Source organism: Ciceribacter ferrooxidans (assembly GCF_004137355.1).
Lineage (GTDB): Bacteria > Pseudomonadota > Alphaproteobacteria > Rhizobiales > Rhizobiaceae > Allorhizobium > Allorhizobium ferrooxidans.
The window spans coordinates 257678-272514 of record NZ_SDVB01000238.1 but is presented as its reverse complement, the minus strand read 5'-3'; the positions used below and the strand labels follow the sequence as shown (position 1 = coordinate 272514).

The 14837-nt window shown below is 64.9% G+C and carries 15 protein-coding genes; 5 read left to right on the top strand and 10 right to left on the bottom strand.

What is annotated here, in order from left to right:
• Positions 1–37: 37 nt before the first annotated feature.
• Positions 38–1084, top strand: coding sequence for a glycosyltransferase family 4 protein (locus EUU22_RS12250; RefSeq protein WP_129332266.1), 1047 nt, complete (start codon positions 38–40; stop codon positions 1082–1084).
• Between the two features lie 3 nt (positions 1085–1087).
• Here EUU22_RS12250 and der read toward each other — a convergent pair whose 3' ends face one another.
• The 3 genes from der to EUU22_RS12235 all read right to left on the bottom strand — a co-directional run bounded on the left by der (position 1088) and on the right by EUU22_RS12235 (position 3912).
• Positions 1088–2521 carry a ribosome biogenesis GTPase Der gene (gene der, locus EUU22_RS12245; protein ID WP_129332265.1) on the bottom strand — a complete coding sequence of 478 codons (1434 nt, stop codon included), beginning with the start codon at positions 2519–2521 and terminating at the stop codon, positions 1088–1090.
• Between the two features lie 34 nt (positions 2522–2555).
• The gene (locus EUU22_RS12240) at positions 2556–3227 is read right to left on the bottom strand and encodes a tetratricopeptide repeat protein (RefSeq protein ID WP_129332264.1); all 672 of its coding nucleotides are present in this window, start codon (positions 3225–3227) and stop codon (positions 2556–2558) included.
• A 106-nt stretch (positions 3228–3333) separates the two neighbouring features.
• Positions 3334–3912: an NnrU family protein gene (locus tag EUU22_RS12235; RefSeq protein WP_129332263.1), complete on the bottom strand. Its 579-nt coding sequence runs from the start codon at positions 3910–3912 to the stop codon at positions 3334–3336.
• 219 nt (positions 3913–4131) lie between these two features.
• On the opposite strand from EUU22_RS12235, the gene EUU22_RS12230 reads away from it, so the two are divergent.
• Positions 4132–5133, top strand: a complete 1002-nt coding sequence (locus EUU22_RS12230) for a polysaccharide deacetylase family protein (RefSeq protein ID WP_129332262.1) — start codon at positions 4132–4134, stop codon at positions 5131–5133.
• 43 nt (positions 5134–5176) lie between these two features.
• On the opposite strand, the gene bacA is transcribed toward EUU22_RS12230, so the two are convergent.
• Together bacA and EUU22_RS12220 are read right to left on the bottom strand one after the other, a co-directional pair.
• Positions 5177–6433 (bottom strand): bacteroid development protein BacA, encoded by a 1257-nt coding sequence (gene bacA, locus EUU22_RS12225; protein ID WP_129332261.1) that lies wholly within the window; start codon positions 6431–6433, stop codon positions 5177–5179.
• Between the two features lie 158 nt (positions 6434–6591).
• On the bottom strand, positions 6592–7770 hold the full coding sequence (locus tag EUU22_RS12220; protein ID WP_129332260.1) for a YbfB/YjiJ family MFS transporter: 1179 nt from the start codon (positions 7768–7770) through the stop codon (positions 6592–6594).
• 166 nt (positions 7771–7936) lie between these two features.
• On the opposite strand from EUU22_RS12220, the gene EUU22_RS12215 reads away from it, so the two are divergent.
• Positions 7937–8167 (top strand): hypothetical protein, encoded by a 231-nt coding sequence (locus tag EUU22_RS12215; protein ID WP_129332259.1) that lies wholly within the window; start codon positions 7937–7939, stop codon positions 8165–8167.
• Positions 8168–8194: 27 nt separating this feature from the next.
• Here EUU22_RS12215 and EUU22_RS12210 read toward each other — a convergent pair whose 3' ends face one another.
• From EUU22_RS12210 to glpK, 5 genes are all read right to left on the bottom strand, one after another.
• Positions 8195–8512, bottom strand: coding sequence for a type II toxin-antitoxin system RelE/ParE family toxin (locus tag EUU22_RS12210; RefSeq protein WP_129332258.1), 318 nt, complete (start codon positions 8510–8512; stop codon positions 8195–8197).
• Entirely contained in the window at positions 8509–8772 is a 264-nt protein-coding gene (locus tag EUU22_RS12205) for a CopG family ribbon-helix-helix protein (protein WP_129332257.1), read from the bottom strand. The genes EUU22_RS12210 and EUU22_RS12205 overlap by 4 nt, the downstream gene beginning before the upstream one ends.
• Before the next feature lie 80 nt (positions 8773–8852).
• Positions 8853–9602, bottom strand: coding sequence for a type I methionyl aminopeptidase (gene map / locus EUU22_RS12200; RefSeq protein ID WP_129332256.1), 750 nt, complete (start codon positions 9600–9602; stop codon positions 8853–8855).
• 60 nt (positions 9603–9662) lie between these two features.
• Positions 9663–10709 (bottom strand): LLM class flavin-dependent oxidoreductase, encoded by a 1047-nt coding sequence (locus tag EUU22_RS12195; RefSeq protein WP_129332255.1) that lies wholly within the window; start codon positions 10707–10709, stop codon positions 9663–9665.
• A 104-nt stretch (positions 10710–10813) separates the two neighbouring features.
• Entirely contained in the window at positions 10814–12307 is a 1494-nt protein-coding gene (gene glpK / locus EUU22_RS12190; protein ID WP_129332254.1) for a glycerol kinase GlpK, read from the bottom strand.
• Between the two features lie 243 nt (positions 12308–12550).
• Here glpK and EUU22_RS12185 point away from each other — a divergent pair, with 243 nt between their 5' ends.
• Together EUU22_RS12185 and xdhA are read left to right on the top strand one after the other, a co-directional pair.
• A complete protein-coding gene (locus tag EUU22_RS12185) occupies positions 12551–13324 on the top strand; it encodes a 3-hydroxybutyrate dehydrogenase (RefSeq protein ID WP_129332253.1) in 774 nt (257 codons plus the stop codon).
• A 32-nt stretch (positions 13325–13356) separates the two neighbouring features.
• Positions 13357–14826 (top strand): xanthine dehydrogenase small subunit, encoded by a 1470-nt coding sequence (xdhA, locus tag EUU22_RS12180; protein ID WP_129332252.1) that lies wholly within the window; start codon positions 13357–13359, stop codon positions 14824–14826.
• The last annotated feature ends 11 nt before the right edge of the window (positions 14827–14837 follow it).

The window sequence follows — 14837 nt, the reverse complement described above, 5'->3', positions numbered from 1 at the left end:
TCCCGCCTTCCGGTGCCGAGGAAAAGTTCGTCCAGGCATGCCCAGAATTGTCATCGTCACCGACGCATGGCGGCCGCAGGTCAATGGCGTCGTCCGGTCCATCGAGAACACCAATCGCGAGCTCGCGCGCATGGGCGTCGAGGTCGCGATGATCACCCCGGATGCCTATCCGAGCATCCCGATGCCGACCTATCCGGAGATCAGGCTGTCTATGGCGCGCTACAGCCGGGTCGCCCGCGCCATCGAGAGCCACGCGCGGGATTACATCCACATCGCGACGGAGGGGCCGCTTGGACTGATGGCACGTCACTGGTGCCTGAAGCACGGCATGGGCTTCTCGACCACCTACCACACACGCTTCCCGGAATATGTCGCGGCCCGGATCCCTGTGCCGATGTCCTGGCTCTATGCCTATGTCCGCTGGTTCCACAATGGCGGCGGCGTCTGCATGGTCGCGACGGAGAGCCTGAAGCGCGAGCTCGAGGGACACGGGCTCGACAATCTCCGCCTCTGGAGCCGCGGCATCGACCTCGACCTCTTTCACCCGAGACCTCGCACGGAACGTCCCTTCGGCCTGCCGCGACCGATCTTCATGACGGTCGGGCGCGTCGCGGTGGAAAAGAACCTGCCGGCCTTTCTCGACCTCGACCTGCCGGGCTCGAAGGTGGTCGTCGGCGACGGTCCTGAACGGGAAAACCTGCAGAGACGCTATCCGGACGTCACCTTCACCGGTGCCAGGTTCGGCGAAGAACTCGCCGCGTGTTATGCTGAGGCTGACGTCTTCGTTTTCCCCTCGCGCACCGACACCTTCGGCAACACCATCCTCGAAGCCCTCGCCTCCGGCGTGCCGGTTGCCGCCTTCCCCGTCACCGGGCCGGTCGACATCATTCCGGGAGACGGCAAGGCGGGCGTTCTGAATGAAGATCTGCGCCTCGCCTGCGAGGCAGCGCTTGCCTGTCCCGGAGAGGACGCGAGAGCCCTAGCCGAAACCTTTTCGTGGGAGCGTGCGACGCGACAGTTTCTCGACAATGTCGAGGCCGCCAAGGCGCGGCCATCGCCGCGCTGGGCGACGGCGACCGGATAAAGCTTACCGCTTCTTCTTTTTGCCTTCGAACGGGTTTTCGGACGCCCGCAGATGGATGCGGATCGGTACGCCCGGCATCTGGAAATCGTTTCGGAGCCCGTTCGTCAGGTAGCGAAGATAGGATTCAGGCAGCGCTTCCGGACGGGTGCAGGAGATCATGAAGGCCGGAGGCCGGGCTTTCACCTGCGTCATGTATTTGAGCTTCACCCGGCGTCCGGAGACGGCCGGCGGCGGATGCTGCACCTGCTGGCTTTCGAGCCAGCGGTTGAGCTTGGCCGTCGAGATGCGGCGGTTCCAGACGCGGTCTGTCTCGACCACCGACTGCATCAGCCGGTCGAGGCCGTAACCGGTCTGCCCCGAGATCGGCACCGCCCGGATACCGCGCACCTGCGGCAGCAGCCGCTCTGTCTTCTCGCGGAGATCGGCAAGGAATGCCTGCGGGTCCTCGATCAGGTCCCACTTGTTGAAGGCGAGCACCGGGGCACGGCCTTCGCGGGCGACGAGATCGACGAGATGCAGGTCCTGCTTCTCGAAGGGGATCGTCGCATCGAAGACGATGATGACCAATTCGGCGAAGCGGATCGAACGCAGGCTGTCGGCGACGGAGAGCTTTTCGAGCTTCTCCTGCACCCTCGCCTTCTTGCGCATGCCGGCGGTGTCATACATCTTGATGGTGCGGCCGCGCCACTGCCATTCGACGGAAATGCTGTCGCGGGTGATGCCGGCTTCCGGACCGGTCAGCAGGCGATCCTCGCCGAGAAAGCGGTTGATGAGCGTCGACTTGCCGGCGTTCGGACGGCCGATGACGGCGATCCGAAGCGGCTTCGTCTCGTCGTATTCCGGCTCGACTTCCTCGTCTTCGGCGGCGCCTTCCGCTCCGAGCGGCTCGCGCACGTCGACATCGGTGACGGCCACCTCGTCCGCTTCCGGGAAGGCGCGGTCCTCGCCGATCGCCGAGACGATCGCGTCGCGCAGGTCGAGCATGCCCTGACCGTGTTCGGCCGAGATCGGGCACGGCTCACCGAGCCCGAGGGTGAAGGCGTCGTAGAAGCCGCCATCCGAGCCGCGGGCCTCCGACTTGTTGGCGACGAGCACCACCGGCTTGCCGCTCTTGCGCAGCATCTCGGCGAGCGTCTGGTCGGCGGGCGTCAGCCCGGCCTTGGCGTCAACGACGAAAAGCGTGACATCCGCCTCGTCGATCGCCGCGCGCGTCTGCGCCCACATGCGGCCCTGCAGCGTCTCGGGACCGGATTCTTCGAGACCGGCGGTATCGATGATCGTGAAACGCAGGTCGATGAGCTTCGCCGCGCCCGGACGGCGGTCGCGCGTCACCCCCGGCGTGTCGTCGACGAGCGCCAGCTTCTTCCCGACCAAGCGGTTGAAGAGCGTGGACTTGCCGACATTCGGACGACCGACGATGGCGACGGTAAAAGTCATGGACCTTGCTTTCTGGCTGCCGCCGGTGTGCCGCTTACGGCGCCTTGCCGGAGGCGACGATGTTGTCGAGCATCATCTGCGCGCGGCTGGAGACGTTGCCCGGGGTTTCGTTGTCTTCGGTGATCTGCTCGAACCACTCGCGAGCCTTCGCCATGTCGCCGGCCTTGTAGGCGGCGAGCCCCAGCACTTCACGGGCCGAGTGGCGCAGCGCTTCGCGCGGTGCCGCGAGCACTTCGACTTCGGCGGAAACCTGCTCGTAGGTGCCGGTGTCGACCAGAAGCCAGGCGGCGCGAAGGCGCGCCACGTCACGGATCACCTGCGGAACGGAAGTGTCCTTACCGATCGCGGTGAAGGCATCGATCGCCGCCTGCGTCTCGCCCTTTTCTGCCTGCACGGTTGCCGCCCGCATGCGCGCGAGTACGCTGTAGGCGCCGTAGCCATCCTTCTCGAGCGCGGCGAGCGCGGCAAGCGCCTCGTCCCGCTTGCCCTCGCTGGCGAGCGTCAGGGCCGCGAGGAACTGGTCGCCGGCGGTCGAGGACCGATGATCCTGCCAGTATTCGTAGCCGCGGTATCCGGCCGTGCCGACCACGATCAGGACGGCAGCGCCGATGATGTACTTGCCGAAGCGGCGCCACACCTGCTTGACCTGATCCGAGCGAAGCTCTTCGTTCACTTCGCGGATGAAGCTGTCGTTATTGTCAACCATCGTTGTCTCCGGCCTGCCGGCCATTCATGCCTTTATGTTCGTGAGCGGCCTTCTACCCGATTTTTCGGGCCTTGTAAGTGGGAATGCCGCGAATCCTTTGCAAAGCCTACGTGACGATCGGCGGGACCCCGATCAGCAAGGCATGAAGCCTCGCGATGAAGAGGCCCCAGACGATCGCGCCGATCACGATCGCCAGCAGGTCGTAGCGGGCGGAAACGAACGGCCGCGGCCTCAACTCGCCCGCCCTTTCCCGCCGCTTCAGCGAAATGCGGACGACGACGCCCCAGGCGAGGAACGAGCCGAAGAGCAGGACGGAGCGCAGGTCGCCGTTCGCCAGCAGGTGGGCGAACGCCCAGATCTTCACCGAAAGCACCATCGGGTGTTTGGTTCTGGCGGCGATGTGCCCTGCCGGAAGCAGGCTCGCCACCAGCACAATCATCGCGAGCAGCATCAGGGTCAGCGTCAGATGCGCAGTCCAGACCGGCGGATAGTAGAGGTCGATAATCGGCGCGTTCGCGTAACCGTAGACGAGCACCACGAGCGCCGCGAAGCTCGCCAGCGAATAGAGCCCCTTCCAGCGCTGCTCGCCGAGCTTCGCGACCATCGCGTCACGGAAGCCGGGCGCCACGATCCGCGTCAGATGTATGCCGAGAAACAACACGATCCCAAGGACAAGCAAAGCCATCGTTCCGAACCCCGTTTTGATTGTTACCAATGGAATAGAGTGCGAGGGACGAAATTGCCAGCACGTTCAAAGCTTCGCCCCAATTTGATGACAGGAAATCCGCTCCCCCGCGAGGGCTCCGGGAAAGGCGCGTGGCGCCTTTCGTCCGGCATCGCCCGAAAATGAGACAAGGCGCCCGGCGGCTCGAATGCCGCAAGCCGCCCCATCGTCAGGATCGTCATGCACCGCTCGCTTCTTCTCCTCTCGACCGCCCTCCTCCTGCCCGTGACCGGGGCTGCAGCCGTGGACCAGCCGCTCTCGGTCATGCGTCCGCAGATCCTCGTAATCTCGTTCGACGGGGCGGGCAGCAACGAGCTTTGGGAGAAGAGCCGGGCGATGGCGAAGAAGGTCGGCGCCGAATTCACCTATTTCCTCTCCTGCACCAATCTCATCCCGCGCGAGGCGAAGAAGGGTTATACGGCACCCGGCCAGAAGGCCGGCCGGTCGAATGTCGGCTTTGCACCGAACAAGGAGGATGCCGCCGCCCGCCTCGATCACATCTGGCAGGCGCATCTGGAGGGTCACGAGATCGCGAACCACGCCTGCGGCCACTTCGACGGCAAAGACTGGACGCGCGAAGACTGGCTTAAAGAATTCTCGAGCTTCGACACCGTGCTGAAGGCTGCGTGGCAAGCAAACGGCGTCGGCGACCGGGAGCCGAAGGAGTGGCAGGACTTCGTCGAGAACGGCATCACCGGCTTTCGCGCGCCCTATCTCTCGGCCACCAAGGCCCTCACCGAGGCCGAACGAGCTGCGGGCTTCGTCTACGACGCGAGCGGCGTGGCCAAGGGGCCGCAATGGCCGGAAAACAAGGGCGGGCTCGTCCGCTTCGCCCTGCCCTTGATCCCCGAGGGGCCGCGCGACCGACAGATCCTCGGCATGGACTACAATCTCTTCATCCGCCATTCGGCCGGCCTCGACAATCCGTCGAAGTCGATCGAATACGAGGAACGCGCCTATACCGCCTTCAAGAGCGCCTTCGACGCGCAATATGACGGCGAGCGCATTCCCCTGCAGTTCGGCTTCCATTTCGTCGAGATGAACGGCGGCGCCTACTGGCGGGCGCTCGAACGGCTGGTGGCGGACGTCTGCGGCCGGTCCGACGTCGCCTGCGTCAGCTATACGGAGGCCATGCACGTCATCGAAACGGGCCAGCATAGCACGACCCCGGCCTCCAACTAGGAAGGCTGCCCGGCGGGCGCCGCCGGGCGATCTCCCGTTATCGCTAGGCGGGAAGCTCGTTGTTTTCCCGCATATATTCTTGGTCGATCTCCGGCAGCGGCTCGTTGTCGATCGTCGCCTCGAAGGCGCGCAGGCGCTTGTAGATGGAGAGGAGCTCGACGATCGTCGTCCACGAATTGACGAGATACTGGAACGAGCCCCTGACCTGATCGAAGACGTTGTTGATCTGCGTCATCAATCCGAGTGTCAGCTTGCCGGCGACGATCGACGGCACGAGCACGACGAGGCTGAAGAGATTGTCGGCCTGAAGATAGAAGATGCGGGCGACGTTGAAATACATGTAGTGGAAATACAGGCGGAAATAATTGCGGCGCACCTCGTCGTAGAGTTCCGCCACCGTCATCGGCCGCGCACGCGACGGATCATCTTCGCCGTAGACCAGTTCCTTGCGGTAGGCGGCTTCGACACGCTGGTTGCGGAACTCCAGCCCCGGAAGCTTGATGCCGACGGCCGCGAGGAAGACGGTCCCGAAAACCGACCAGAAGATCGCCGCCCATACGAGCGCATGAGGGATGTTGCCGATGAGCGGCAGTTCGGTGATGTTCGCGCCGAGGGTAAACAGAACCGGCAGGAACGCGATCAGCGTCATCACGGAACTGACGAGGCTGACGCCGAGACTCTCGACGGTCGACGAGAAACGCATGGTGTCTTCCTGCACTCGCTGGGAAGCCCCCTCGATGACCCGAAGCTTCGGCCAGTAAGCCATGTAGTGCTCGTTCATCGCGGTGCGCCAGCGGAAGATCCAGTGGCTGACGAAGAACCGGCTCAACACGCCGATGGTAATCGCGATGAAGGCGATCCCGGCAAAGCCGAGCATGCCCATATAGAGCTCGCCGGCGGTGACCGAACCGGCCTGCGACAAGGCCTTCTGGATCATGTCGTAGAACGGACCGTACCAGGCGTTGATGGCGACGCTCACCTGAACGCTGAAATAGGTCGTGAAGATGATGAGCGCGCTGCCCAGCACCGACCAGCGCTGCCAGCGATGCGGGCTGACGATGAACCAGAAGGCACTGAAGATCGCGACGACGACGGTGTAATAGATGTAGAACCAGAGGAACGGTGTCGACCAGAACAGCGAGGCGCCGATCGGCGGTTGCTGCCCTGCCGGCAACGGCGGAAGCCCGATTATGGCACCGAGATCGCTGCCGCCCGCATACCACACGAGGATCGCAGCAAGCGACCAGAACGCAGCCGAGAGAAAGAACAGTCTGGGCTTCGGGAAGAATGATTTGAACACGGGCGGGTACTTTCCTGGCAGGTGCTGTCGGCTTCGTCGGACGTCTCGATTGTCGCGAAACTAGGGCAGAACGATGTTGCCAGCAATGCTGTCAGGGGTTTGTTACCGCATTGTAACGTGCTGTGCGCAATCCTTCGGCGACCCGCCCCGACGCGTCCTCAACCGACGCGTTTCCACACCGGCACCGCCATAACTGCCGCGAGAAGGAGCGCCAGCGCGCCAAGGATACTTGCCACAGTGAAACCGCCGGTCGCCTCCGCGACCCAGCCGGCGACCAGCGGACCTATGATCTGCCCGATGCCGAAGGCGGCGGTCATGAAGGCAAGCGCGCGCCGCGGGCTCTCCGGCGCGAGCGACCGTCCGAGACGCAGACCGTAGGCGGTAATCATCATGAAGGTGGCACCGAGCAGCGCGCCGCCGGCAAGTGGTGCCGCGATCCCCGGCAACGCGACGGAAGCCAGAACGCCGGCCGCCTCGACCAGCAGGCCGGTCAAATAGAGCCCCGCGAGACCGAGGCGGGCAAGCAGCGGCCGCCACGCAGCGATCGACAAGGCCGCGGCGATGCCGGTCAGGAACCAGGTGAGGAATTCGACGGCGGCACCCGCCTCGCTCATCCGCGCCATGGTAACGATGAAGGTCGCCGTAATCACGTAGCCGAAGCCGAAGAGACCGTAGGAAAGCGTGAGGAGCGTCAGCGGCAGCCGCCATGCAAGCGGCGCCTCCTTCGCAGGACCGGCCGCGCGGGGCGCCGGCGGCAACAGCATCCAGACGACGGCAAAGAGCACGAGCGTCACCGCTGCCCCTGTCAGCCACTCCATTCGCCATGCCGAAGGATCGTGCCCGCTCCACGCCGCAGTAAGGAACACCATCAGCGAAGAGAGCGCGATTCCTGCTCCCACGCCGCCGAAATGGGCGGACTGCACGCCTTCGCTCCTTCTCGCGGCGGCAAGTGTCAGCACGATCGACGAGGTGAAGATCATCGCGAAGGCACTGGCGACACCCGCGACGAAGCGGATGACCACGAAGAGTGCGACACTGCTGGTTACGCCCATGGCGGCCAGCGCGATTGAGCTCACGAGAAGGGCGACAAGCGCGATCAGCCTTTCACGGCCCGCGGCCCAGCCGAAGGCGGCGAGGATCGCGCCGGCGAGGTAGCCGGCGAAATTGCCGGCAGCGACGAGCCCAGCGTCGGAGGAGGAAAGCGGCACGTCGGCGATCATGCCGGGCAGGATCGGCGTGAAGACGAAGCGGCCGAAGCCCATGGCCGACGCCATGGCGGCCGCCCCGGCAACAGCGGTCGAAAGGAGGCTCGGATCGAAGCGGTGCCGGCTGCTCATGCCGCCTTATGGCATCGCGAGCGGCGCCTCACAAACCACAAATACTGATCAGAGGGTCAACCGAACGCGATGGATTCCTCCGGCGGACTCACCCGTCGCAGACGAACCCGGCTTGCTCCCTCGGCAAAAATCGCTAGTGAGAAGCGACAATCCGAAGGAGCATCCCATGAGCGACCTCACCCTGAGCCAGGCCATCGACAACATCTACGCCTCGCTCAACAACAACAACGAGGAGATCGATCTCCACATCGCGGCGCTGAAGGCGGCCATGACTCGCGAAGGCATCAGGGAAGCGGTGTTCGAGACCGCGAAGCTCGCCCAGTCCAACCGCCAGGGCCGCAAGATCATGCAGTCCTACTTCAAGAAGCGCGGCGTCGCCGTCGCGTTCTCCGCCTGAGACGAGAGGGCGGCCGGCGATCCGCCTTCACGGCCCTTCGAAATCAAAGTCATCATCGAGGGGCATCCCCGGCGGGCGTTGTTGACCGTGGCGAATGCCGAGGATCACGATAATGTCGGGGCGGATTTCATAGTCGACCAGATAAGCGCCCATGACGAAACAAAGGACGCCTGGCACCGGAATCTCGTCAGACACCCTTCCGATATGCGGAAACTGTGACAGGTGTTCCTTGAGCTGCTTCAGACTGTCGGCAAACTGTCGCGCGGCCTGTGGACTGCGTGCCTTGAGATATCGCGCCTCGGACGAAACGTAGTTCCTGGCCTCCGGGGCGAGCAGCACCTTCAAGCAGCGGCTCCCTTGACGATCGCCTCGACCTCCTTGAGCACCTCGTCGAGATCGCGGACATCGCCGGCATCGACCGCCCGACGCGCGCTTGCAAGCTCGAGAACGTCTCGCCCTTCGTTTGCCAGATAGGATTTCAGCGCCCGGACAATGACCCAGCTGCGGCTTCGCTCGCAGGTCCGGGCCACCTCCTCAATCTCCGACAGAACGTCGACCGGCAGGCGAAGGCTGATCGGATCGGATAGCTCACGCTTGACAGACATCGCTTTTCACCTCCGTTTGTAATACGAAGATAGTCCCGAACAGGGTCGCGGTCAAACCGGAGGCGCCTTGCCGCCCGCTCTCAGTCGGCGAGCGTCAGGATCAGCGGTCCGTTGCGGGTGACGACCAGCGTGTGCTCGAACTGGACGGTCGGGGCCTTCGGCTCGCTGTAGAGCGTCCAGGCGTCGTCGCCGTCCTCCGCCCAGTGTCCGCCGAGCGACAGGAAGGGTTCGACGGTGAAGACCAGTCCCTCTTCCATGATCCGTGTTTCGTCCGGATCGGGCCAGGTCGCGACTTCTTTCGGCTCCTCGTGCAGCGAACGGCCGACGCCGTGGCTCGCAAGGTTGGTGATCAGCGTGTAGCGGTTCTTCTTCGCGAACGTGCCGATCGCATTGCCGATATTGGCAAGCGGCTGCCCAGTGCGGATCTGGTTGAGGCCGACCCAGAGCGCCCGCTTGCCGTCGCGGCAAAGCCGCTCGTTCTTGGCCGTGACCGGCGGCACGGCGAAAGAGGCGCCGGTATCGCCGAAGAAACCGCCCTTCTCCGCCGAAACATCGATGTTGACGAGATCGCCTGCCCTGATGATCCGGTCGCCGGGGATGCCGTGGGCGATTTCCTCGTTGACGCTGATGCAGGTGGCGCCGGGAAACTGGTAGCAGAGTTCGGGTGCCGAGCGGGCGCCGGCATCCTCGAGGATCTTGCGGCCGATCATGTCGAGTTCGCGGGTGGTGATCCCCGGCTCCAGCGCCGCCCCCATGGCTTTCAGCGCGACCGCGCAGAGGCGGCCGATCTCCTTCAGGCCGTTGAGTTCGTCTTCACTGGAAACAATCATTCGTGCTCTTTCACGCGCAGGCAGACCGGGCGGTGGCCGGTTGCGGCTGTTTCGGGCTGCTTACGCGCCCGTTTCCGCGGGCGTCAACGCTTTTCTGACCAGCGGCGCGACTTTTGTGCCGAAGAGCTCGATGCCCCGCATCACCTCCCCGTGCGGCATGAGGCCGATCGCCATCTGCAGCAGGAAGCGGTCATTGCCGAAGATCTTGTGGTGGGCGACGATCTTCTCCGCGACCGTCTCCGGATCGCCGACGAAGAGCGCGCCCTCCGGTCCGCGCGACTGGTCGAAATGCTGCCGGTTGGTCGGCCCCCAGCCGCGTTCGCGACCGATGCGGTTCATCACCGCCGCCTGCGGCTCGTAGAAGACGTCCGCCGCCTTCTCGGTCGTGTCGGCGACGAAACCATGGACGTTGATACTGGTCTTCAGCGTCGCCGGATCGCGGTTGGCGCGCCGCGCGCTCTCACGGTAGAGGTCGAAGAGCGGCGCGAAACGACGCGGCTGGCCGCCGATGATTGCAAGCGCCAGGGGCAGGCCGAGCACGCCGGCGCGGGCGACCGATTGCGGCGTGCCGCCGACGGCGATCCAGAGCGGCAGCGGCTCCTGCAAAGGTCGCGGATAGACGCCACGACCGGGAATCGCGGCCCGCGTCTCGCCGGACCAGCTGACGACCTCCTCTTCACGGAGCGTCATCAGGAGATCGAGCTTCTCGGCGAAGAGCTTGTCGTAATCGTCGAGATCGTAGCCGAAGAGCGGGAAGGACTCGATGAAGGAACCGCGACCCGCCATGATCTCGGCGCGGCCGTTCGACAGAAGATCGACGGTCGCAAACTGCTGGAACACCCGGACGGGATCGTCCGAACTCAGGACGGAAACAGCACTGGTGAGCCTGATCCGCTTCGTCTTGACGGCGGCGGCCGCGAGGATCGTCGCCGGAGAGGAGACGGCATAGTCGGCCCGGTGATGCTCGCCGATGCCGAAGACGTCGAGCCCGACCTCGTCGGCAAGCGCGATCTCCTCCATGAGGTTCGCGAGCCGGCGGGCGCCCTCGGCTCCCTTGTCTACGGCATTCGGATCGACGTCGGCAAAGGTGTAGAGGCCGAGCTCCATGGATCTGTCCCCTGGCAGGTGTTGAACCGCATGACAGATAGCAGCCGGCGCACCCGAAACAAGGGATGGCCCCGGCGACACAGTGTTCGCCGGGTCGATCGGCCTTAGAAATCGCTCAGCGTGCGCCGAACGGCGTTCCGCCAGCCCTTGAGCTTCATCGCACGGGTCTTCTCGTCCATGGCCGGTTCGAAGCGGCGGTCACGCGCCCAGGCCTTGGAAAATTCCTCCATGCCCGGCCAGACGCCGGCGCGGCTGCCGGCGAGGAAGGCGGCACCGAGCGCAGTGGTCTCGGTGATCGCCGGCCGGTCGACCGGGGAATCGAGGAGGTCGGCGAGCCGCTGCATGGTCCAGTCGGAGGCAACCATGCCGCCGTCGACGCGCAGCACCGTCTCGTCGCCGCCATTGCGCCAGTCCTTGTGCATGGCGTCCAGCAGATCACGTGTCTGGTAGCAGACGGCTTCGAGCGCCGCGCGGGCGAATTCGGCAGGCCCGGTATTGCGCGTCATGCCGAAGACGGCGCCGCGCGCTTCCGGGTCCCACCACGGCGCGCCGAGACCGGTGAAGGCCGGCACCAGATAGACCTGTTGGCCGGGATCGGCGATTTCGGCGAGCGTACCGGTCTCGCGGGCGTCGCCGATGATCTTCAGCCCGTCGCGCAGCCACTGCACCGCCGCACCGGCGATGAAGATCGAGCCTTCAAGCGCATAGGTCGTCTTGCCGTCGATCCGGTAGGCGATCGTCGTCAGCAGCCGGCTCTTCGAGCGGACCATGTCGCTGCCGGTGTTCAGGAGTGCGAAGCAGCCGGTACCGTAGGTCGACTTCATCATGCCCGGCGCAAAACAGGCCTGACCGATCGTTGCCGCCTGCTGGTCGCCGGCAACCCCGAGGATCGGGACGGCCGCGCCGAAGACGGCGGGATCGGTCACGCCGAAATCGGCCGCGCAGTCTTTCACCTCGGGCAGCATCGCGGCGGGAACGCGGAGGATTTCGAGAAGCTCGGAATCCCATTCATTGGTCGCGATGTTGAACATCAGCGTCCGCGAGGCATTCGTGGCGTCGGTCATATGGGCGCGACCGCCGGTGAGCCGCCAGATGAGATAGGTGTCGATCGTGCCGAAGCAGAGTTCACCCTTCGCCGCCCTCGCCCGTGCCCCCTTCACGTTGGAAAGCAGCCAGGAAAGCTTGGTGCCGGAGAAATAGGGATCGAGCAGCAGCCCGGTCTTCCTGACGAAGAGCTTTTCGAGATCCTGGCGCTTCAGCTTGTCGCAATAGCTCGCGGTGCGGCGGTCCTGCCAGACGATGGCGTTCTGCAGCGGCCGGCCGGTTTCGCGGTCCCATACGACGACGGTCTCGCGCTGGTTGGTGATGCCGATCGCGGCGATCTGGTGCGGCTCGACTCGGGCGCGACCGAAGGCGTCGTGGATCGAGGCGACAACACTCTGCCAGATGTCCTCCGGATCATGCTCCACCCAGCCGGATTTCGGGAAGCGCTGCGGGAATTCCTTCTGGCCGATGCCGACGATCCGCATGTCGCCGTCGAAAACGATCGCCCGGCTCGATGTCGTCCCCTGGTCGATCGCAAGCACAAATCCGCCCATACGCTTCCTCCCCGATACGCGCAGTTTCTTCTCCGGGCGAGAGTTCAATACGACTGCCGGATGCTTGTCAAAAAGAAAGCGCGGCGATCCGGTAGCCCCTCTTCCACGGCATCGGCAAAAGACGAGTGCGCCTCTCAACAACGCAATTGCCACCATCGCCCGTTTGCGCATAACCTCGCTGAACTGCTGCGGCGCAACAGAACGCCGCGCTGTTCCAGAAAGAAGTTCTCGGGAGAAACTGAAATGGCCAGAACCGTCGTCGTCACCGGCTCCACCAGCGGCATCGGGCTTGCGATCGCCCGCGGCTTCGCCGCCGAAGGCGACAATCTCGTGATCAACGGGTTTGGCAACGCCGCGGAAATCGAGGCGATCCGCAAGAGCCTCGAGGAAAAGGGCGGCCGCGCCATTTATCACGGTGCCGACATGACGAAACCGGAGGAAATCGCCGACCTGATGGCGACGGCCGCCGCCGAGTTCGGCATGGTCGACGTCCTCGTCAATAATGCCGGCATCCAGCACGTCGCGGCCATCGAGGAATTCCCGGTCGAGAAATGGGACCAGATCATCGCGATCAACCTGTCGAGCGCCTTCCACACCATGCGCGCGGCGATTCCGGCGATGAAGGAGAAGCGCCACGGCCGCATCATCAATGTCGCCTCCGCCCACGGGCTGATCGCCTCGCCGTTCAAGGCCGCCTATGTCGCCGCCAAGCACGGGATCATGGGGCTCACCAAGACGGCGGCGCTGGAACTCGCCGAATTCGGCGTGACGGTGAACGCCATCTGCCCCGGCTACGTGCTGACCCCGCTCGTCGAGAAACAGATCCCCGACACCGCGAAAGCGCGCGGGATCAGCGAGGCACAGGTGAAGTCCGACGTCATGCTGAAGTTCCAGCCGACCAAGGACTTCGTCGCCGTCGAGGAAGTCGCCGCCGTCGCGCTGTTCCTGGCGAGCGATGCCGCCCGCCAGATCACCGGCACGCACATCTCCATTGATGGCGGCTGGACAGCGCAGTAACCTTGACGGTTCAGACAGCGGAAAGGCATCGCATGACCGACTGTATTCGCTTCATCCTCAACGGCGAGGACGTCGCACTGAGGGACGTCGATCCGACGGGCACGCTTCTCGACTTCCTGCGCCTCGACCGCAGCCTGACCGGCACCAAGGAAGGCTGCGCGGAAGGCGACTGCGGTGCCTGCACCGTTCTCGTCGGGCGCCTCTGCGACGGTGCACTGCGCTACGAGACCGTCAATGCCTGCATCCGTTTCCTCGGCTCCCTGCACGCCACCCACGTGGTGACGGTCGAACACCTCGCAGCCCGCGACGGCACGCTGCATCCGGTCCAGCAGGCGATGGTCGACTGCCACGGCTCGCAATGCGGCTTCTGCACGCCGGGTTTCGTGATGTCGCTCTACGGCCTCTGGCTTTCCAACGACGATCCCTCGCGCGCCGAGATCGAAAAGGCGCTGCAGGGTAATCTCTGTCGCTGCACCGGCTACGAGCCGATCGTCAAGGCGGCGGAGCTCGTCTCCGGGACGCGGCCGAGCGCCCTCTTCGATCCGCTCGAACGGGACCGCACCGCGATCACCGCAAGACTCTGGGAACTGAAGACCGGGGAGACCATCGCCACCGGGAAGGATGGCCGCCGGCTGATCGTGCCGGGGACGGTCGCAGCGCTCGCGGCCGTGCTCGCTGCAGAACCCTCCGCGACCGTCGTCGCCGGTGCCACCGATGTCGGACTCTGGGTGACAAAGCAGATGCGTGATCTGGACCCGGTCGTCTTCATCAATCACCTGGACGAGCTGCAGGCAATCGAGACCGGCGCCGACGGCATCACGCTCGGCGCGGGCGTCACCTACGAGCAGGCCTCCGCGACGCTTCGGGCCGAAATCCCCGCCCTCGGCCGGTTGATCGACCGCATCGGCGGCCAGCAGGTCCGCAATGTCGGAACCATCGGCGGCAATATCGCCAACGGGTCGCCGATCGGCGACATGCCGCCGGCGTTGATCGCACTCGGGGCAACCGTGACCTTGCGCTCCGCCGACGGCCGGCGCGTCCTGCCGCTCGAGGAGTTCTTCATCGCCTACGGCAAGCAGGACCGCCGCCCCGGCGAGTTCGTCGAGAGCCTCTTCGTGCCGCGTCCGCGCGCCGGACAGCACTTTGCCGTCTACAAGGTCAGCAAGCGCCGTGACGAGGACATTTCCGCACTCTGCGGCGCCTTCCTGCTCACCCGCGGCGACGGCAACACGGTGGCCGACGTCCGCATCGCCTTCGGCGGCATGGCGGCCACCCCGAAGCGGGCCTCGGCCGTCGAGGCGACGCTTCTCGGCAGGCCGTGGACGGAGGCGACGATCGCCTCCGCTCGCCCCGCCTTCGACGACGACTACAAGCCGCTCACCGACTGGCGGGCGAGCGCCGAATACCGGCAGCTGGCGGCCAAGAACCTGCTGACACGCTTTTTCCTCGAAGCCTCGGGAACACCGCAGGAGCTGAAGCGATTTGCGGAGGAGGAGGCGTGATGCGACAACGA